General features: G+C 44.9%; 15 protein-coding genes. 13 read left to right on the forward strand and 2 right to left on the reverse strand.

The window, feature by feature from the left end; all coding sequences use genetic code 11:
- Positions 1–78 precede the first annotated feature (78 nt).
- The 3 genes from pdxA to ABFC84_05840 all read left to right on the forward strand — a co-directional run bounded on the left by pdxA (position 79) and on the right by ABFC84_05840 (position 3,318).
- Complete coding sequence (gene pdxA, locus ABFC84_05830; GenBank protein MEN6412273.1) at positions 79–1,080, forward strand: 4-hydroxythreonine-4-phosphate dehydrogenase PdxA; 1,002 nt, start codon at positions 79–81, stop codon at positions 1,078–1,080.
- Between the two features lie 51 nt (positions 1,081–1,131).
- The gene (locus ABFC84_05835) at positions 1,132–2,106 is read left to right on the forward strand and encodes a 2-keto-3-deoxygluconate permease (GenBank protein ID MEN6412274.1); all 975 of its coding nucleotides are present in this window, start codon (positions 1,132–1,134) and stop codon (positions 2,104–2,106) included.
- An 87-nt stretch (positions 2,107–2,193) separates the two neighbouring features.
- Complete coding sequence (locus tag ABFC84_05840; protein ID MEN6412275.1) at positions 2,194–3,318, forward strand: iron-containing alcohol dehydrogenase; 1,125 nt, start codon at positions 2,194–2,196, stop codon at positions 3,316–3,318.
- A 20-nt stretch (positions 3,319–3,338) separates the two neighbouring features.
- Here ABFC84_05840 and ABFC84_05845 read toward each other — a convergent pair whose 3' ends face one another.
- On the reverse strand, positions 3,339–5,333 hold the full coding sequence (locus ABFC84_05845) for a sigma 54-interacting transcriptional regulator (protein ID MEN6412276.1): 1,995 nt from the start codon (positions 5,331–5,333) through the stop codon (positions 3,339–3,341).
- A 208-nt stretch (positions 5,334–5,541) separates the two neighbouring features.
- On the opposite strand from ABFC84_05845, the gene ABFC84_05850 reads away from it, so the two are divergent.
- The 9 genes from ABFC84_05850 to ABFC84_05890 all read left to right on the forward strand — a co-directional run bounded on the left by ABFC84_05850 (position 5,542) and on the right by ABFC84_05890 (position 15,975).
- The gene (locus tag ABFC84_05850; GenBank protein MEN6412277.1) at positions 5,542–6,495 is read left to right on the forward strand and encodes an isoaspartyl peptidase/L-asparaginase; all 954 of its coding nucleotides are present in this window, start codon (positions 5,542–5,544) and stop codon (positions 6,493–6,495) included.
- Between the two features lie 20 nt (positions 6,496–6,515).
- Positions 6,516–7,892 (forward strand): C4-dicarboxylate transporter DcuC, encoded by a 1,377-nt coding sequence (gene dcuC / locus ABFC84_05855; GenBank protein ID MEN6412278.1) that lies wholly within the window; start codon positions 6,516–6,518, stop codon positions 7,890–7,892.
- Between the two features lie 144 nt (positions 7,893–8,036).
- On the forward strand, positions 8,037–9,251 hold the full coding sequence (locus ABFC84_05860; protein MEN6412279.1) for a M20/M25/M40 family metallo-hydrolase: 1,215 nt from the start codon (positions 8,037–8,039) through the stop codon (positions 9,249–9,251).
- A gap of 179 nt (positions 9,252–9,430) precedes the next feature.
- On the forward strand, positions 9,431–10,165 hold the full coding sequence (locus tag ABFC84_05865) for an amino acid racemase (GenBank protein MEN6412280.1): 735 nt from the start codon (positions 9,431–9,433) through the stop codon (positions 10,163–10,165).
- Between the two features lie 148 nt (positions 10,166–10,313).
- Positions 10,314–11,651 carry a putative DNA modification/repair radical SAM protein gene (locus ABFC84_05870; GenBank protein MEN6412281.1) on the forward strand — a complete coding sequence of 446 codons (1,338 nt, stop codon included), beginning with the start codon at positions 10,314–10,316 and terminating at the stop codon, positions 11,649–11,651.
- A complete protein-coding gene (locus tag ABFC84_05875) occupies positions 11,630–12,436 on the forward strand; it encodes a TIGR03915 family putative DNA repair protein (GenBank protein MEN6412282.1) in 807 nt (268 codons plus the stop codon). The genes ABFC84_05870 and ABFC84_05875 overlap by 22 nt, the downstream gene beginning before the upstream one ends.
- Before the next feature lie 124 nt (positions 12,437–12,560).
- Positions 12,561–13,772, forward strand: coding sequence for an LCP family protein (locus ABFC84_05880; protein MEN6412283.1), 1,212 nt, complete (start codon positions 12,561–12,563; stop codon positions 13,770–13,772).
- A 217-nt stretch (positions 13,773–13,989) separates the two neighbouring features.
- Positions 13,990–15,132 (forward strand): HD-GYP domain-containing protein, encoded by a 1,143-nt coding sequence (locus tag ABFC84_05885; GenBank protein MEN6412284.1) that lies wholly within the window; start codon positions 13,990–13,992, stop codon positions 15,130–15,132.
- Between the two features lie 156 nt (positions 15,133–15,288).
- A complete protein-coding gene (locus ABFC84_05890; protein MEN6412285.1) occupies positions 15,289–15,975 on the forward strand; it encodes a TVP38/TMEM64 family protein in 687 nt (228 codons plus the stop codon).
- A 71-nt stretch (positions 15,976–16,046) separates the two neighbouring features.
- On the opposite strand, the gene ABFC84_05895 is transcribed toward ABFC84_05890, so the two are convergent.
- Complete coding sequence (locus ABFC84_05895) at positions 16,047–18,377, reverse strand: anaerobic ribonucleoside triphosphate reductase (GenBank protein ID MEN6412286.1); 2,331 nt, start codon at positions 18,375–18,377, stop codon at positions 16,047–16,049.
- 374 nt (positions 18,378–18,751) lie between these two features.
- Here ABFC84_05895 and hsp18 point away from each other — a divergent pair, with 374 nt between their 5' ends.
- Positions 18,752–19,201 carry a heat shock protein Hsp18 gene (gene hsp18, locus ABFC84_05900; GenBank protein MEN6412287.1) on the forward strand — a complete coding sequence of 150 codons (450 nt, stop codon included), beginning with the start codon at positions 18,752–18,754 and terminating at the stop codon, positions 19,199–19,201.
- Positions 19,202–19,250: the final 49 nt, after the last annotated feature.

Genomic DNA, 19,250 nt, shown 5'->3' on the forward strand with positions numbered 1-19,250 from the left:
AAATTAACGGCCTTGCTTGGTGAATGCGCAAACAAGCTGAAGCTTTAGGATTGAAGTACAGTACGAGGAGGAATACAGATGAAACCGATACTGGGAATTACAATGGGTGATGCGGCGGGAATTGGTCCGGAGATTATTGTCAAAGCATTGGCGGAAAGAAAAATATATGATATTGCAAGGCCGGTAGTTTTTGGCGATAAAAAAATAATTCAGCGGGCAGTCAAAATCATCGGTGCTGACTTAAAATGTCAGGCTGTCCAGGCACCAAGTCTGGCTGGTAAAGCGTATGGGACGATTGATATTGTTGATTTGGCTAATTTACCGGCGGATCTGCCTTTTGCCCAAGTAGATGCCCGAGCGGGTAAAGCAGCGTATGAATATATTGAAAAAGCTGCCGACTATGCGCTAAAGCAAGAAATTCAAGCAATTGTGACCGCTCCTTTAAATAAAGAAGCGTTAAATCTTGGCGGCAATCATTATCCGGGACATACTGAAATCTTGGCTGCACTGTCCGGGCAAAAAGATTATTCGATGATGCTGGTCAGCGGCCCGCTTAAAGTCATTCATGTAACAACTCATGTGCCGCTGCGAAAAGCCTGTGATCTTATTAAAAAAGCTCGCGTGCTTCGCGTGATTAAATTAGCCGATGAAGCTTTAAAAATGATGGGCATTGAAAATCCCCGGATCGCTGCAGCCGGGTTAAATCCCCATTCCGGTGAACATGGCTTGTTTGGCGACGAAGAAGAACTGGAAATTACACCAGCTGTTGACGCGGCAAAAGCAATAGGAATAAACGTTACCGGACCGGTGCCGCCGGATACTGTATTTTATCAAGCGGCGATCAAAAAAGAGTTTGATATTGTAGTGGTTATGTATCACGATCAGGGGCATATTCCCATCAAAGTCCTGGGCTTTGAAACAGGAGTTAATGTAACAGTCGGCTTACCTTTCATCCGGACTTCTGTTGACCATGGTACAGCCTTTGCTATTGCCGGTAAAGGTATTGCCGACAGCCGCAGTATGACAGAATCATTATTACTTGGCGCACAGATGGCAAAAGTGAAATTTGCTCATCTTTAAAATAAGTTAAAAGTTTGCAATAGTAAAATTAAAATGAATGGAGTGAAGAAAATGCAAATTAAAAGGTCGGTTGAGCGTATTCCCGGTGGGATGATGATGATACCGCTGCTGCTGGGAGCGGTCGTGAATACACTATTTCCAACAGCAGCTAAAACTTTCGGCTCTTTTACCGGTGCTTGGATGACCGGATCGTTATCAATTTTGGCGGTGTTCTTTGTATGCATGGGAGCTACCATTGATGTGAAGGCAACGCCATACATTTTAAAAAAAGGCGGGACATTACTGTTGGGCAAATTGGCGACTGGCACTTGTCTTGGCCTTTTAGCCGCTCATTTTATACCAAATGGCATGATTGAGACTGGAATGTTTGCAGGCCTTTCCGCATTGGCAATTATGGCCGCCATGAATGATACTAATGGGGGATTGTACATGGCGTTGATTGGTCAGTTCGGCAAGAGCGAAGATGGAGCAGCTTATTCGATCATGAGTATGGAATCAGGACCGTTTTTTACGATGGCCGCATTGGGAGTAGCCGGTCTGGCAGCATTCCCCTGGCAGACTTTTGTTGGCGCTATTCTGCCGCTGATCATCGGAATGGTTCTCGGTAATCTTGACCGGGAATTGCGTGAGTTTCTTGCCAAAGCTGTGCCGGTTATGATTCCTTTCTTTGCGTTTGCTTTAGGCAATACCTTGAACTTGACAACAGTCTGGAAAGCCGGTCTGCTGGGTATAATGCTGGGTGTCGGTGTAGTCATATGCACAGGTACTGTATTGATTCTTCTTGATAAACTTACGGGTGGAAATGGAGTCGCGGGTATCGCGGCGGCATCAACGGCTGGAAATGCAGCGGTTGTTCCTATGGCCATTGCATCCATTGATCCGGCGTATGCTTCTGTGGCTCCGGCGGCGACCATGCTGGTTGCTACTAGTGTTATCGTTACTTGTATTTTGGTGCCAATTGTTACTGCATTATGGGCCAGACACGTGGGTGTAGTTAATACAGATGTATCTTCTTCAGGGGTATAAGGGAACAGCCTGAAGGGAAAAGAAGATAGTCATTTTCATGGAGGAAAATAATTATGAGTAATATATTCATTATTAAACATTGGAAAAATTGTTGCCGGTGCGGGCAGTATTAAAGAAATAAAAGATCTTGCAGCTGATTATGCAGCGAAAAACGTAGTTATTATTACGGATCAAGGGGTTTGGAATTCCGGGCTGGTAGAAAAGCCGAAAGCATTGCTGGAAGGGGCAGGGGTTAATGTCCATGTAATAAACAACACGCCGCCGGAACCCGCGGTAGATCAGGTGGCAGCTATATTTCAGGCGGCAAAAGAGTTTGAATGTCAGATGATCATTGGTATTGGCGGCGGCAGCTCCATGGATACGGCAAAAATAGTTTCGTTGCTGTTTACTAACAATGTGAATTTACGGGAATTAGTCAAGGGAAAAGCACAGATAAAATATCGCGGGATCCCAACAATAATGATTCCGACTACAGCGGGAACCGGAGCTGAAGCAACGCCAAATGCCATTGTCCTGGTACCGGAAGAAGAATTGAAGGTTGGGATTGTCAGTGAAAAAATGGTATCAGACTGTGTAATTTTAGATCCGGCAATGACAGTTGATTTGCCTAAGCACATCACGGCGAATACGGGGATGGATGCCTTATGTCATGCCATTGAATGTTATATTTCGAAAAAGGCGAATCCCTTCAGTGACACTTTTGCGCTGAAAGCAATTACCCTGATTTCCCGCAGCATCCGCGAGGCATACAATGACGGACATAACTTAACAGCCCGGGAAGATATGCTTTTGGGAGCGCTGTTTGGCGGCATTTCGATTGCAACTTCCAGTACGACTGCTGTACATGCCTTATCGTATCCGCTGGGCGGGAAATATCATATTCCTCATGGTTTATCCAATGCAATCCTGCTGCCGGATGTGATGAAGTTCAATTTAGATGTCTGTGAAGAAAAATTTAAAGATATTGCCGTTGCTATGGGACTTGAACTTGCAGGCTGTACAACCAGAGAAGCCGCTGAACGGATGATTGATAATTTGTATTCTATGATTGAGGATCTGAATGTGAAATGCGACTTGCAGGCGAAAGGTATTAATGAAGCTGCCCTTGATGATATGATTGAAGCGGCTGCCAAAGTAACCCGTTTGCTAGATAACAATCCCAAAGTTGTAACTAGGGAGGACATGCGGGCAATTTATAAAAAATTATTGTAAAGCTGCCGGCTTTGAGGTTCTCAAAGTTTAGCCCCGTGGTTAGAAACCGTCAGCCCGTTTCGGCCTTTGTTGATTTGGATTAATCCTTCCCGCTGGAGGTGAGACAGTGATTTTCTTACCACGCTTTCTGGTAACGATAAGGCTGCGGCCAGGGATCTTCGGCCAACCGGTGTTTTTTGTTCGTTGAATTTGGTTATTGTGGTGAGAATCAGCGGCTCAAGGTTTTGCTGTTCAGGTGTATGGAGATTGGTATGAGTTGATTGCAGCTCTTCCGACAACATGATAGGCGAAGGTGGGCAATCAGGTGAAATAGTAACGAGATATTCGATTGCATTTTGCAGTTCTCTGATATTGCCGGGCCAGTCATATGAAAGAAATTGGGCTGCAATCCGTTCCAAATAGATGTCGGCCGGAATTGTATTTTTTTGCTGGCGGCAATGGGCGTTGTAAAAGCTTTCCGCCAATAAAAGAATGTCTGCTTTTCTGTCTTTTAAGGACGGCATTTTTATCGGCAATACATTTAAACGATAGTATAAATCCTGACGAAAAGTATTGTTTGCAATTAACTTTTTTAAATCCCTATTGGTAGCGGTAATGACTCTAACGTCAATCGGAATGATCCGCGATCCGCCGATGCGGCGGACCTGCTTCTCCTGGAGTACTCTTAAAAGTTTGACCTGAAAAGGGAGAGGCGCATCGCCTACTTCATCCAAGAAGAGGGTCCCCTTATGGGCTTGTTCAAATAGTCCGGCTGAGCCGCCCTTCCGGGCGCCGGTAAATGACCCTTCTTCATAACCGAAAAGTTCGCTTTCCAGCAAATTTTCCGTCATTGCGGCAAAATTTACTGCGACAAACGGACCGCTTTTTCGTGGCGAAGCATTGTGAATACCCTGGGCTAAAAGTTCTTTTCCTGTGCCGCTTTCCCCCAGAATCAGGATGGGAGCATTTGATGCGGCCATTTTACGTGCCAGCTCTACGGTGTGGGTTATTGCTTGAGTTTTTCCTTGTATGTTAGCAAAGGTATAACGGGCAACGTGAAGCTGACTTACTAATTTGCGTCGCAGTTCTTCTTCCAGTCTTTGAATTTCTGAAACATCTTTAAACGTATATACCGTACCCAGTTCGGTAGCTTCTTCATGAATTTTTGCCGCATTCACTATCACATGGTGGTTGTTTATTTTAACAAAAATTTCATTTTCACTGCTCAGGGGATTAAAAAAAGCAAGATTTTTGCCGCCGGGCAATTGGTCAATCGTACTTCCGGCTGCTTCTACAGCCTTCAAACCAAACAATGTTTCCGCTACCGGGTTAAATACGGATATGTGTTTTTCATTATCAACTGCGATGATGCCGTCGTGTACGGTGTCAATAATCGTTTGCAGTTGATTTTTTATTTTATTGCTTACATTTGTGCTGTACTTGCTCTTTTTTATCAATTCTATAATATCCCGCAAATAGTTCGCCGAAAGATAGTTTGCTTTATTATCCAGAATGGATAATTTTTGCAAAATTTCAGTTAGAGTGGTTAGATCAATAACTCTGCTTTTAATGTCTATCACTTGTTCCACGCATGCCGGTATTAAATTGACTTCACCCGGGGTAATTGCTATTTTCAGGTGAGGATAATTCTTCATGACGGGGGCGTAAGAATGATATTTTATATGGTCAATACCTAAGGCGATTAATAATGAGATGGTCTCCTGAGCGGAAGAAAGGAGATCGTTAACAAGCAGAACATCGGTATTGGCCGGTAAATCAAATAACTGATCCACTTCGTGGTAATTAATGGCGCGCCTTGCCAAAATTATAGGGCATTTAGGGTTGATTCGGGGCAGTGCTTTTTCATAGGAATGCTTGCTTGAAAACACCACAACATCAGCGGTAATGTTGTCAGCCATATTTCCATCAATATAATATCCGGTAATCCTTATCCGGTTACCCAGTAAATCTTTGAGTTGCTCTTGCAGTGCCAAACATGTATTTTTCCCCTGGGAAACGATAGCCAGGCTTTTCATTGTGTACCCCCTGCTCCATTCTCTTGAATTGGGATTATAAATGGGATTAGTAATAGCCTATCCCATTCCCTTTCTACACATATAGCATCATTCCTCTATGAATCAGCCTAATATTGCAGGATTTATGATATATTTTGCAGTTGGCATGAATATTGCATAGCTATTATGGAAGAAACAGTGCTATTAATATAAAAAGGAGTTTAACAAAATGAAAAAGACGGTCTTACTTATCCATGGCGGTGCAGGAAGCACCATAAATTCTTTATCTTTAGATGAACTGGAAGAAAGAAGAACGGTTTTATTGCAAGCATTAAAGGCGGGTCAAGATATTTTACAAAATGAAGGTTCGAGTATTGATGCTACGACTGCTGCTGTCGTTGTCATGGAAAACTCTCCCTTGTTTAATGCCGGTAAAGGTGCTGTTTTTACTCATGAAGGTAAAAACGAAATGGATGCTTGTATTATGGATGGAAAAACATTAAATTCAGGAGCTGTTGGCGGGGTTAGAAGAATTAAAAACCCGATAAAAGCAGCAAATGTAGTGATGAGCCATTCAACGCATGTATTATTAATTAGTGAAGGGGCAGAAAAGTTTGCAAAAGAATATGGTGTTGAATGTGTAGAGCCGGAATATTTTTATACGGATTTTCGTTACCATCAATTGCAAGAAGCATTAAAAAAAGATGCAGTATATGTCGATCATGATATTCCATTATCATCAGGTAAGAATAAACAACCTAAGTATATGGGAACAGTAGGTGCCGTAGCATTGGATTGTCACGGTAATCTTGCTGCTGCTACTTCTACCGGCGGTTTAACTAATAAAAGATATGGTCGTGTTGGCGATTCAGCCATAGCGGGTGCCGGCAATTATGCCAATAATAATAGTATTGCAATGTCAGGGACCGGTACTGGGGACATTTTTGTACAAGCAGTCGCCGGCCATGAAGTGAATGCTTTATACCAATATAAAGGACTAGATTTAAAAAGTGCAGTATCTGCAACATTGCAAAAAATATATGACTTGGGAGGACATGGTGGTATGATTGCGCTAGATAAAGATGGCAATTATGTTTTTGAAATGAATACTGATGGCATGTACCGTGGAGTTGCTATAAATAATGAGGAACCGATCATTAAATGTTTCAAGGATGAAGCCTAGAAAGGGAGAGAAATCTAAAAATGGATATTCTTATTATATTAATATTGGCAATATCAATGGTTTTAACTTTTTGGGCAATTATCAAAAAGTATAATCCAACTGTCACTTTATTGGCAGCTGGTCTTATTTTAATTACCATCGCCTATTTTTTTAACATAGGCGATGGTAAAATTCCTTTGAAAAAACCTACGGATTTTTTCTTTGTTGATATATTTGCTGTGCTGACAGAGAATTTTAAAGCAACATTTAGTGGCGTAGGAATGTATATTCTTACCATAGGAGGCTTTGCTTATTTCATAGAAAAAATAGGTTCAGGTCAAACATTGGTGTATTATGCCATTAAACCTTTAAAGAAAATTAAAAACCCTTACATCGTTCTTGCATTAATATTCTATTTCGGTGTATTCTTAAATATTTTTATTGATAGTGCCGCCGGACTGGGATTGTTGTTAGTAGCGACGGTTTATCCTATATTGAGAGAGCTTGGAATCTCAAAACTGGCCGCCGCGTCAGTTATATCAACAACAGGCAGCTTTGCAATTACTCCATTATCAACTATTGGTGCATTAAATGCGGAGTTACTTCATCTTCCATTACATGAATATTTTTTTAATTATAAAATATATACATCTGTATTCATCGTTTTGTTTGCCGGATTATCGCATCTTGTATGGCATAAATACTGTGATAATAAAAAATCTATTGTCATCTCAGATGAGGATAATGTAGAAACGAGCGATTTAAAGCCAGGTAATCCTTTATTGGCAATCATACCGCTTATTCCGATTTTCATAATGTTTATTCCGCTTTTTAATAAACAGATAAAAATGGATATCTCCACGGTAATGTTTGCCAGTGTTGCTATTTCAGTGGTTTTAATGGCAATTGTTAAAAAATTGTCACTAAAAGAGGTATTTACATTAGTTGGGGAGTATCTTTCTGGTATGTCTAAAATTCTTAGCGTGGTTATTCTTGTTATTGCAGGTCAAATTTTTGCAGCCGGTCTAATTGATATGGGAGCCGTTACATATTTGATAAAATTAGGTAATTCGTTGCAACTGGGCGGATTAGGTATATCGCTTATTTTTGCAACTATTGCTTTTCTATTGGCAGCAATGATTGGTTCGGCAAATGCGGTTGTTATTGCATTTGCCAATTTATCACCAGCAATCGCAGCGCAGTTTTCAGTACCATTAATGATGTTTTTAATGCCATTACACGATCTGGCTATTCTCGGGAGGCCTCTCGCTCCTGTAGCCGGTGTTGTTATCGCTGTTGCAGGTATAACGCAGGTAAACGTAATTGATTTAGTGAGGCGAAATTGCGTCCCGATGATCAGTACAGCAGTATTTGCGTTTGCAATTAATCTGATTTTGTTACCCATCTTACTAAAATAAATCTAAAAACGATTAGGTTCTTGTCGGTTTTGTAGATCTCTGTTGCCAGGAAGATTTTGCTGCTGAAGACCGGGACATCCATTATGGGGCCGGTTCAAACAAGGGAACAGGGTTTTCTTATAAAACAAAAAGGAGTGGTTTGGCGTGAAGAAGGTTTACGACCGTATTACTGCTAATTCGGCTGTAAAGCAGGGTTTGAAGTTTATCAAGGCAGACCAGGATAAAACGATTGCCGATCAGAAAGAAATTTGTGCAATTGCTGCTCCGCCCTTTGAAGAGCGGCTGCGTGCGGCGGACTATTTAAAACGGCTTAAGGCTTTAGGTTTAACAGATACACGGATGGACAGCGAGGGAAATGTTTTTGGCGTTCGGCACGGGGTGGGCAACGGCCCCAAGGTAATGATGGCCGCTCACTTGGATACGGTTTTTCCTGCTGGTACGGATACGACTGTCAAAGAGAAAGACGGAATACTTTATGCTCCGGGAATTTGTGACGATACCCGGGGATTAGCGGCGATCCTTTCAGTTGTCAGAGCACTTAATGCCAGCAATATTAAAACAGTCGGGGATATTATTTTTTGCGGGAATGTTGGTGAAGAAGGGTTAGGGGATCTGCGGGGCGTCAAGGCAATATTCCGGGATAATAAGGATATAGAAGGATTTATCTCTTTAGATGGTACCGGATCCCAGAATATTACGTATTTGGCCACCGGCAGCCATCGCTTTGAAATCACCTATAAAGGTCCTGGCGGACACAGCTTCAGTGCCTTTGGCCTTCCTAGCGCTATCCATGCTTTAGGCCGCGCCATTGCTCAGATCGCCGACATTAAAACGTCGGACGAGCCGAAAACAACATTTACAGTGGGTGTTATAAAAGGTGGTACTTCGGTTAATGCAATTGCTTACGAAGCCAGTATGCTGGTGGACATCCGCTCTAATTCTCAGGCAGAATTGCTGAAGCTTGAAGCTAAAGTGCTGGCTATTGTTAAGCAAGCGGCGGCGGCAGAAAACGCTCGCTGGGACAGCGACCGGATAACGGTAGAAAGCAAGCTTGTCGGCGATCGTCCGGCAGGAGTGCAGTCGGCAGATGCACCGATAGTCCAAGCTGCATGGACCGCAACTCAAAGCATAGGTGAAGAGCCTGTGCTGCGTAAAGCCAGCAGTACCGATGTCAATTTACCAATCAGCTTAAAGATTCCGGCTATTGCCCTCGGCCCTGGCGGTAATGAAGGCTGCGGCCATTCGCTTGATGAGTGGTTTGATCCCACGGACGCTTATAAAGGACCGCAAAGAGCTTTCCTTACTATTCTTGGATTGGTGGGAATAGATGGCGTCAGTCAGCCATTATTGGGGAAGTAGTCAACAGGACATTCTTTTTATTTCCGGCATTGCCTCAGCAGCAAAGGGAGAGGCCATTCCCCTTTGGTTATCAATCGGCAGGATGTTTCGTGGTGAAGACGAGTTTTGAATCCGGCAGGAATTTTTCGGCCTGAAACAGAAGGATAAAATCAAAATAATAGAAAAGGAGGTTAGATAATATGTACGGGGACATGAATGGGAGCAATCAGAGAAATTTTACGCAGTTAAAAAAACTGGGCGTACTGGGGGGGATGGGTCCCGCCGCTTCGGCGGAGTTTTTACGGATATTGGCGGAAGAAGCTCCGGCTGAAACAGACCAGGAACATCCCATCGTTTATCTGATATCGGATTCCCAGGTACCTGACCGCAGCAGCGCAATTTTAGGCAAAGGAAACGATCCTACGGAGCGGTTGAAGGCGGATTTACTGTCACTTGTGCAAATGGGGGCGGACTTATTAGCGGTTCCCTGCAATACAGCCCATTATTTTATTGATCAGTTTCGGTCGGAACTGCCGGTTCCATTGGTACATATTGTGGAGGAAACTGTTTTAGCAGCGCAAAGACTGAATCCAGAGGGTTGTTGGATGCTGTCGACGGTGGGAACGCGACAAAGCGGATTATACCAGAAGTATGCCCAGGGTATTGGTTATCAGCTGTGGCTGCCTGACTCTGGTACCGCTGCCAGGGTACAGGAAAGCATTAACCTGGTGAAGGCGGGAAAACAAACGGAAGCCGGGGCTCTTATACGCGCTGTTGTCTTGGGGCTATGGCGGGAAAGAGATGTACCGGTTATGGCAGCTTGTACCGAACTTCCCTTAGCCTATGATGCGTCGGGACTGCCGCCAGAGCGAACTGTATCAAGTCTGGGTGCTTTGGTGGATGCCTGTCTGCACAGAATTTACAGCGGCGTGTAATAAAAATACTGTCTGCTGGCGGAATGAACTCCTGCGCATAGCGTGGGAGTTTTGTGCTGCAGAGGGATCAGAGCCAAAAATATTCTTTCTCCTTTGCAAGAACGTATGTTCTGTAATATAATAAAAGTAAGCAAGGGAGTTGATGCACATGGATATTTTTGACAAGCTGAAAATTTTGACTGACGCAGCAAAATATGATGTGGCCTGTACTTCCAGCGGAGTCAATAAAAAGGCGGCTACGGGAGGAATTGGCAGTGCCGCGGCTTGCGGCATCTGCCACAGCTTTGCCGGAGACGGGCGTTGCATTTCCCTGTTAAAAGTGCTGCTGACCAATGTTTGCGCCTATGACTGCAAGTACTGTGTGAACCGCCGGTCCAATGACACGCCCCGGGCCGCTTTTACGCCCCGTGAGCTGGCGGATTTAACCATCAACTTTTACCGGCGAAATTATATTGAGGGCCTTTTTTTAAGCTCCGGTGTACTGAAAACGCCTGACTATACCTGCGAGCAAATGATCGAGGCACTGCGTATTTTGCGGGAGGAATACCGATTTTCCGGTTATATCCACGCCAAGGCCATTCCGGGGGCGGACAGTGCGCTGATTGCCCGTTTGGGCCTGCTGGCAGACAGGATGAGCGTAAATATTGAGCTTCCTTCCCATAATAGTCTGCAGCTGCTGGCGCCGGATAAGTCAAAGCATTCCATTCTGGCTCCCATGGGCTATATTCAAAACCGGATCCAGGAAAATTGCACCGACATCATTCGATATCATCATGCGCCTAAGTTCGTTCCTGCCGGACAGAGCACTCAGATGATTATCGGCGCCACGCCGGAAACGGATTTCCAAATTTTGAATTTGGCGGAAGGGCTTTATAGAAAATATAGATTGAAACGGGTTTTCTTTTCCGCCTATATGCCGGTGGCGGAAGACAGCCTGCTGCCCGCGCCGGAAACCAAGCCGCCGCTGCTGCGGGAACACCGGCTGTATCAGGCGGACTGGCTGCTGCGGTTTTATGGATTCACAGCAAATGAACTGCTGGATCAGCAGCATCAGAGCTTTAATCCCTATATTGATCCGAAATGCAATTGGGCACTCAATCATATGGAGCTTTTCCCTTTGGATGTAAACCGCGCTTCCTATAGCGACCTGCTGCGTGTGCCGGGTATCGGCGTAATCAGCGCCAAGCGGATTATCACTGCCCGCCGCACCGGCAGACTTCAGTTTGACGGTCTGAAAAAACTGGGGGTTGTCTTGAAGCGGGCTCAGTATTTTATTACCTGCGGCGGGAAAGCTCCCGGCGGCTTGAAAGTCACGCCGGATACGGTGCTGCAGTCGTTACTGTCGGAAAAAGCGCTGGGGTTGTATCAGCATGATTTTTCTCACCAGACCGGCATGGAGCAGCTTTCGCTTTTTTCACCCCCATCGCTGCTGTCATCGGGCGGGAAACAGGAGGACAGGGGAAAATGCCTAACCGCACCGCTTTGATGTATTGTTATGACGGCAGTTTTGAGGGGCTGCTGTGCTGTGTGTTTGAAAGCTATGAGCAAAAGGAAATTCCTCTGGACATTCTTCTGCCCGAGATGGCACAAGGTATTTTGCTGCCGGTAAAGGAGATTATCACGGATACGGCAAAAGCCGGACGGGTATTGGGATCCATCCCGCAAAAAATGGGCGCTCCGACGCTGGAGTTTGTGCGGCACGCTTTTTTAACTTGTCTTGCCCACAAGGAGTTGTACATCCTGTTATTTCTGCGATTGGGTTATCGTTACGGACCAGCCGTGCTGAGCAGGCTGACCGACCCGGTGGTGGATAAGCTGTTTAAAGCTGTCAAACATTTGGCTAAGGAAAGTCATCTGTTCAAGGGATTTGTACGGTTTTCTATTTTCAGCAATGTTCTTGTGGCTGAGATCGAACCGAAAAATTATGTGCTTCCTCTGCTGCGGCAGCATTTTTGTGAGCGTTATCCGGAAGAGCATTTTTTAATTGTTGATAAAACCCATGGCATGGGGCTGGTTTACCGGCCCTATGAGTCGGCGGTGATTCCCATTAGGAAGCTTGAACTGCCGGAACCGGATGAAAACGAGGAATATTTTCGCCGGCTGTGGCGGGTTTTCTACGATGCCGTCGAGATTCAGGGACGGCATAATCCTAAGTGCCGCATGAGCCTGATGCCGAAACGTTATTGGAAATACATGACGGAGTTCGGTTCTGCACAACAGAAATCACCGCGGCGTCTGGAGGGCTCCGGCGGGGGAAAATTGCATTTTTAGAAAATACTGTCGAAATTTGTATTGACGGGAAGACGAGTATGTACTATCCTATATAGGAAGTTTGCCGGTTATACTCAAGCGGAATATCGGCACTTAAATGTTAAATGGATTCGAAGGTGGATGTATGAGTGAAGGTAGAGAAGAAAGTCAAAAAGGGAAAAAACCGGCTCGCCGTCTTCGTAAAGGACGGGTTGTCATCGTACTGGCAATTATTTTCTGCCTGTTCGGAGCGGCTTGCGCTATCTTTAGGGACGACAATCAACCGGTAGCCGGCCTTATCACTCATGCTCAGGGCAGGATCAATATTCTGGTTTTGGGAGTGGATGAGCGGGAGGATGATGTGGGCCGCTCGGATACCACTTTTGTGGTAACGGTTGATACCGATGCCAGAAAAGTGACCATGCTTTCCATACCCCGTGATTCCCGGGTAAAAATTCCCGGGCACGGCTGGGATAAAATAAACCATGCCTATGCTTTTGGCGGATCAAAGCTAGCCAAAACAACGATTGAGGATTTGCTGGGAATACCGCTGGACTATACTGTTGTCATCAATTTTAACGGATTTGTCCGTATGATTGACGCTATTGGCGGGGTAACCATCAATGTGGACAAGCCGATGCATTATACCGATCCTTATGATGACGACGGCGGCTTGTATATTGACCTTCACCCCGGTGTGCAGAAATTAACCGGCCGAACAGCAATCGAATATGTTCGTTACCGGGATGAAGAAGGAGATATAGGACGTGTCGCCAGACAGCAGAAATTCTTGAAAGCAGTGATGCAGGAATTTACCAAGCCCCAGTTGATTACCCGGCTGCCTGAACTTGTGAAGCAGTTTTCCACTGCTGTCAGAACAGATATGCCGACAAGCAAAATGCTCCAGCTGATTCCGATCGCCAATGATGCGGTTAAAGCAGGGTTAGAGACACAGTGGGTAACCGGAACGCCGATCTGGATACAGGATGTTAGTTACTGGCTGCCGGATATCAAAGAACTGAGAATTAAAGTTGCTGCAATACAGGGAATTGCTGTAGACGAAAAATACCGACAGGTTGCGGAATTATTAGCTGCCGAATATAAACAATCCATACCAAAAGAAATAAAAGTAGCGGATGTTCCACCGGTGATTCAAAGGACCTCAAGTGTAGAAAAACCCGCGGCGGCCGTTACCAAGGCGCCTGCGGTAGCGAATAAGTCAAAAACGGCTGCTTCCGGGCAAAATAAAGTGGGGTCAAATTTGCCTTCCGGCACAACAGGGACGAATTCCGGTTCAGCGGCCGGAGATGGGAAAATTCACAAAAGCACCGGGCCGGATGCGGCCGGTAAACAATAGCTGAGTAACAGCTGTCTTTGATAAAAAATTTCGCTAGTAAGATGCAAAGCCCTCTGAAAAGGGAGAGCTTTGCTTTTTTTTATATAATAAGAGAAAATTACACGGCGTTTTGCTATAACGGGACTCGATATGCTTTAAGAAATTTGCACTATATTCGATATTATATATAGGAAGTAAAAATGATAAGGGCACATGCTTATTGAGAGAGGGTGGTTGAATGCAAAATATAATGTTAGATGAACTACAGCCGGGCATGTACCTGTCAAGGCCGCTTATTTTAGAGGATGGTACGGTTTTACTGCATGAAGGCATAGAAATAAAAGAAAGATACATTGAGTATCTTCGCAATAAAGGCATTACATCTTTATATGTTAAGGAGCCGGAAAATAAAGATAAGGCTGAGACTGAAGAAAATTTCTATGATCTACAGCACAAGCAGGAAGCCATGGATGATGCAAGGGAGACAATTAATCATTTTCGCGTCGGTAAAGGGATACAGCTTGATGGGGTTAAAGCTGTTGTTGATGATATGATCAGCCAGCTTAGCCAGCAGCCGGAGAATATGATTCATCTTTTGGATATGCGCCGCAAAGAGGAGTATATGTTCTCGCATGCTGTCAATACTTGTATTTTGTCGGTAATGACCGGAATTGCCTCGGGATATAACGAAGCGCAGTTGAATGATCTGGGACTGTCAGCCATGCTGCACGATATCGGTAAAATAAAATTTCCCCGGCAATTAGCGATGCAGTTTCCCGACTATTTATCCAAGAGGGAAAGAGAGGAATACAGGCGGCACTTGTTTTATTGCCTGGAAATTTTACGGGGGAATCCAACCTTGCCGGTTGATGTTGTGAACGCCTGCTTTCAGCATCACGAGCGCTGGAACGGCAGCGGTTATCCCATGGGGATTAAAGGCGATGCGATTTCCGAGTATGCCCAGATTATCAGTATTGCCGATGTCTATGACCGGTTGATCGTGGGAATGCCTCATCGTCTGCCTACGCCGGTTTATTATGCAGTTGCCATTTTGAATAAAGCCGCGGGAGAGTATTTTAACCCGGCACTTGTCGATACCTTTAACCGGAATGTTGCCATCTATCCCATGGGGAAAATGGTAAAGCTGAACAATCGACAAAGCGGCGTTATCCTTGGCGTGGGGATAAAAAACAAGACTACCCCTGTCATTCGTATTACCGCCGATCAAGATGGTAATCCGGTCAATCAGCTCGTCGAGCTTGATTTGTTGAAAAACCCGGAATTGTTTATTGTGGATTTTGATGATCCATATTTTGGTTATGCAACTGCCTATGCTGATTATGCCTATACTAATCGTGGGAAAGGGCAGCCCGTTGTATAAATGATACAGAGCGGTAATTGTAAATACCTTAATTTCTGCACAATTGCAGGGGTAGGGTATTTTTTTTGCCCAAGAGGAGGCTCTCTTGTTCCCCAAAAAGAAAGCTGTTATACTAAAATGAAACCATTGACCTTCTGAATAAAGGAGCTATGCATGTTGAAAAAAGGTAAAAATTTGTTGTGGCTGTTTGTCGGTGGGCTGACAGTCGCAGCAGCAGCTGTTTATTGGCTGCAGCCGGCATGGGCGCGGCCGTTGATAGGTGTGCTGAAGTATTTAAATGATATTGACTCGCTGATCGATTTTATCCGTTCCTACGGACACTATGCCATGCTGATCAGCTTTTTGCTGATTGTCGTAATTAATATGGTTGCTGTTTTGCCGAATATATTTATTCTGGCGGCAAACGGGATTCTTTTTGGCGTTGTTGAAGGAACGCTTGTTTCCTGGGCGGCGGAATCTGTCGGTGTAATCATCAGCTTTTTCATCATGCGTTATCTTTTGCGCGACTATGCCCACAAGCTGATTGTCCGCCGGCAGGGGTTAAAAGCCCTTGACCAATTCAGCGGTGAAAAGGGCTTTGTCATTATGCTGCTGGCCCGCTCGATTCCCTTTGTCCCTTCCGGTCTCATTACCGCGCTGGGAGCTTTAAGCAGTATTTCGACCCGCGACTATATCCTGGCCACACTCATTGGTAAATTTCCTTCAGCCACAATCGAAGTTATGCTGGGACATGATTTGGCTTCTTACCGGGAGCATGAATTGCGGCTGCTGATCCTGCTGCTGATTGCCGGAGCAGGCTACTATTTATTTTTGCGGTATAAAAAGAAACATCAAAATACTTAACTGTTTTGATATTCATTGGAAAAGGACCTTCCTCGCAATAGGAGAAAGGTCCTTTTCCATGATAGCTCGTTTTACCGGACGGACAGATGTTTTACTCTGTCTCTTACTTCGGCAAGCTTGGCATTATTGAAACGGTCAAGGGTACCGACAAGGTAGCCGGTGATCCGGCGAATTCGCTCAAAGGGTATGCCGTCCGCTTCGCTCCGGCCGCACTGAGGACAATTATTGTCGATAATGCCGTTATAGCCGCATACCGGGTCCCGGTCGACAGGATGATTGATCGAGCCGTAACCGACGCCGCATTCTTTCATACAACGGATTACCGATTCAAAGGCTTCCAGATTTTTATCGGGATCGCCGTCAAGTTCCACATAGGTGATATGCCCGCCGTTAGTGAATTTGTGGTAAGGTGCTTCCAACCGGATTTTGTCATAGGCGCTGATGGGATAATAGACCGGAATATGGAAGGAATTTGTATAGTATTCACGGTCCGTCACGCCGGGAATTTTACCAAAACGTTCTTGGTCAATCTCGACAAACCGGCCGGAAAGTCCTTCTGCCGGCGTTGCCAGCAGGGAAAAATTCAATTTGTATTTTTGGGTTGCCTCGTCTATTTTTTTACGCATATGGCCGATGATTTCAAGACCAAGCAGCTGAGATTGCTCCGACTCGCCATGATGCCGGCCTGTCAGTGCTTTCAGGCATTCTGCCAGACCGATAAAGCCGACGGTCAGTGTTCCGTGTTTCAGGACTTCGCGTATTTCATCGTCCGGTCCCAGCTTTTCGGAATCCAGCCACACGCCGTCGCCCATGAGAAAGGGAAAGTTGCGAACTTTTTTCCGGCATTGAATTTCGAAACGTTCCAGCAGCTGATCAATGCAAAGAGAGATTAGTTCATCCAGTCTTGTATAGAATTCCGGCAGACTGCCGTTGCTTAAAATACCGAGCCGGGGCAGATTAATGGAAGTGAAGCTCAGGTTGCCGCGACTGTAAACGATTTCCCGGGTAGGATCGCAGACATTGCCGATTACTCTTGTGCGGCAGCCCATATAGGCGATTTCTGTTTCCGGCCGGCCTTCCTTGTAATACTGCAAATTGAAGGGAGCATCGATAAAGGAAAAGTTCGGGAAAAGACGTTTGGCACTGACATGGCAGGCCAGCTTGAACAGGTCGTAGTTTGGATCACCGGGATTGTAATTGACGCCCTCTTTCAGCTTAAATATCTGGATGGGAAAAATCGGTGTTTCTCCATAGCCCAGGCCGGCTTCTGTGGCCAGCAGGATGTTTTTCATTACCATCCGGCCCTCCGGTGAAGTATCGGTGCCATAATTAATAGAACTGAAGGGCACTTGCGCGCCGGCCCGGCTGTGCATGGTGTTTAAATTGTGAATCAGCGCTTCCATTGCCTGATAAGTGGTTTTATCCGTTTCGCTGCGTGCCTGCTCCAGGGCAAAGATTTGCGATTTTTTCAGCAGGGCGCCATCGAAGGTTCCGGCCAGAAGCCGATATTCCTCGTCAAGGTAGCCATTGTCATTGGCGATTTTCGGCATTAAATGAAGCTGCGTTCCAATATTTTTTGCCGTGTCGGTTACCTTTTTCGTAATGGTTTCCTTCTGTCCGGTGGAAAATACCAGTGCCTTAATCAGATTTTCCCGGTACTTTTTGGCAAAGGTTTTCCGCACGCCGTCGGACAGGCCATAATCAAAATTAGGGATGCTCTGGCCGCCGTGCTGATCGTTTTGGTTGGACTGGATGGCAATGCAGGCCAGGGCGGAATAACTGGCAATATCGTTTGGTTCCCGCAAAAAGCCGTGACCGGTGGAAAAACCATCTTTAAACAGCTTTTTAATATCAATTTGGCAGCAAGTTGTCGTTAAGGTATAGAAATCAAAGTCGTGGATATGAATGTCGCCGCTGTTGTGAGCTTTGGCATGCTCCGGCTTCAGAATGTACATTTCATTGTAAATTTTAGCGCCTTCCGAACCGTATTTCAGCATGGTGCCCATGGACGAATCACCGTCAATGTTAGCATTGTCCCGCTTTAGATTGCTTTCTTTTGAAGCCGCGTGGGTAATTTCTTCATAGGCTTTCATCAGCCGCGTATTCATCTGGCGAACTCTGGTGCGTTCGGCACGGTACAGGATGTAGGCTTTGGCTGCCTTAGACAGATCAGCGTCAATCAGTACCTGTTCCACCATATCCTGAATTTCTTCCACGGAAGGGGGATTATTTTTGTCGGCACATTCCCGGTCAGCTTGCCTGACAACTTTTGTTGCCAAATTAAGGGCCAGCTTTTCATCGCCGCTGCCAACCGCCTGCAGTGACTTATAAATTGCATTGGTAATTTTTTCTAAATTGAAGGGTACCTCGCGTCCATCTCTTTTTATTATGGCTGTAATCATGACTTTCAGGCTGCGGTCGTAGTATCGTCCCAGCCTCTCGCCTCCTCGCCTGGAATTTATCTTTGTGAATATAATGGTAATACTATATGTTGTGCTTGTCAATAACTTAATACTCAATATATGGTATGAATAAAGTAAGAAAAAATAGGATATCGTAAAGTCAATAAATCAGCTTAACTTACGAAAAAGAGTCATATTCGGCCAAAAAGTAGAAATAACTTTTCGGTTTAAAATCACAGCTCCGTTTGATAATCATTATTAATCTTTGCAAATTTGAAAAAGTTTGACCTTTTGACTATAATAAAAGTAAGCAAAAGGGCAGCCGCCAATCAGGCGGTTAACCCAATTGTAAATTTTGCAAGGAGGTATGCGATATGTTTGATTTAGTTCCTTTCAACAAAAACAATCAGGTGGCAAGCCGGGAGAATTTTTTTAATCAAATGTTTGACAATTTTTTTAAAGAAGATTTTTTTGCTCCCTTTACTACTCTGGGTAATAGCGGATTTCATGTGGATTTGAAAGAAACCGGCAGTGATTATCAGGTCGAAGCGGATCTGCCGGGCATTAAAAAAGAAGACATCAGCTTGCAGTATGCCAATAATTATCTGACCATTGCTGCCAAACGGGACGAAGTGAAGGAGGACAGGGCGGAGGAAAATTATTTGCGCCGGGAGCGGCACTATGGTCAATTCCAGCGGTCCTTCTACGTAAGTAATGTAGCGGATGATAAAATTTCAGCTGAATTTAAGGATGGAGTTCTAAAAATCGTACTACCCAAGCAGGATACGACTGCGAGGACAGTCAATACGATACCCATTAAGTAAAGATCAGTCGTAAAGTAAAGAATGGTATAAGGCGAGCAAAGGCCTGCAG

This window comes from Veillonellales bacterium (genome assembly GCA_039680175.1).
Classification (GTDB): Bacteria; Bacillota; Negativicutes; order JAAYSF01; family JAAYSF01; genus JBDKTO01.

Excerpts from the sequence above, each read along its gene's own strand:
- pdxA (MEN6412273.1), top strand. The coding sequence starts at position 79 with ATGAAACCGATACTGGGAATTACAATGGGTGATGCGGCGGGAATTGGT.
- ABFC84_05835 (MEN6412274.1), top strand. The coding sequence starts at position 1,132 with ATGCAAATTAAAAGGTCGGTTGAGCGTATTCCCGGTGGGATGATGATG.
- ABFC84_05845 (MEN6412276.1), bottom strand. The coding sequence starts at position 5,333 with ATGAAAAGCCTGGCTATCGTTTCCCAGGGGAAAAATACATGTTTGGCA.
- ABFC84_05850 (MEN6412277.1), top strand. The coding sequence starts at position 5,542 with ATGAAAAAGACGGTCTTACTTATCCATGGCGGTGCAGGAAGCACCATA.
- dcuC (MEN6412278.1), top strand. The coding sequence starts at position 6,516 with ATGGATATTCTTATTATATTAATATTGGCAATATCAATGGTTTTAACT.
- ABFC84_05865 (MEN6412280.1), top strand. The coding sequence starts at position 9,431 with ATGTACGGGGACATGAATGGGAGCAATCAGAGAAATTTTACGCAGTTA.
- ABFC84_05870 (MEN6412281.1), top strand. The coding sequence starts at position 10,314 with ATGGATATTTTTGACAAGCTGAAAATTTTGACTGACGCAGCAAAATAT.
- ABFC84_05875 (MEN6412282.1), top strand. The coding sequence starts at position 11,630 with ATGCCTAACCGCACCGCTTTGATGTATTGTTATGACGGCAGTTTTGAG.
- ABFC84_05880 (MEN6412283.1), top strand. The coding sequence starts at position 12,561 with ATGAGTGAAGGTAGAGAAGAAAGTCAAAAAGGGAAAAAACCGGCTCGC.
- ABFC84_05885 (MEN6412284.1), top strand. The coding sequence starts at position 13,990 with ATGCAAAATATAATGTTAGATGAACTACAGCCGGGCATGTACCTGTCA.
- ABFC84_05895 (MEN6412286.1), bottom strand. The coding sequence starts at position 18,377 with ATGATTACAGCCATAATAAAAAGAGATGGACGCGAGGTACCCTTCAAT.
- hsp18 (MEN6412287.1), top strand. The coding sequence starts at position 18,752 with ATGTTTGATTTAGTTCCTTTCAACAAAAACAATCAGGTGGCAAGCCGG.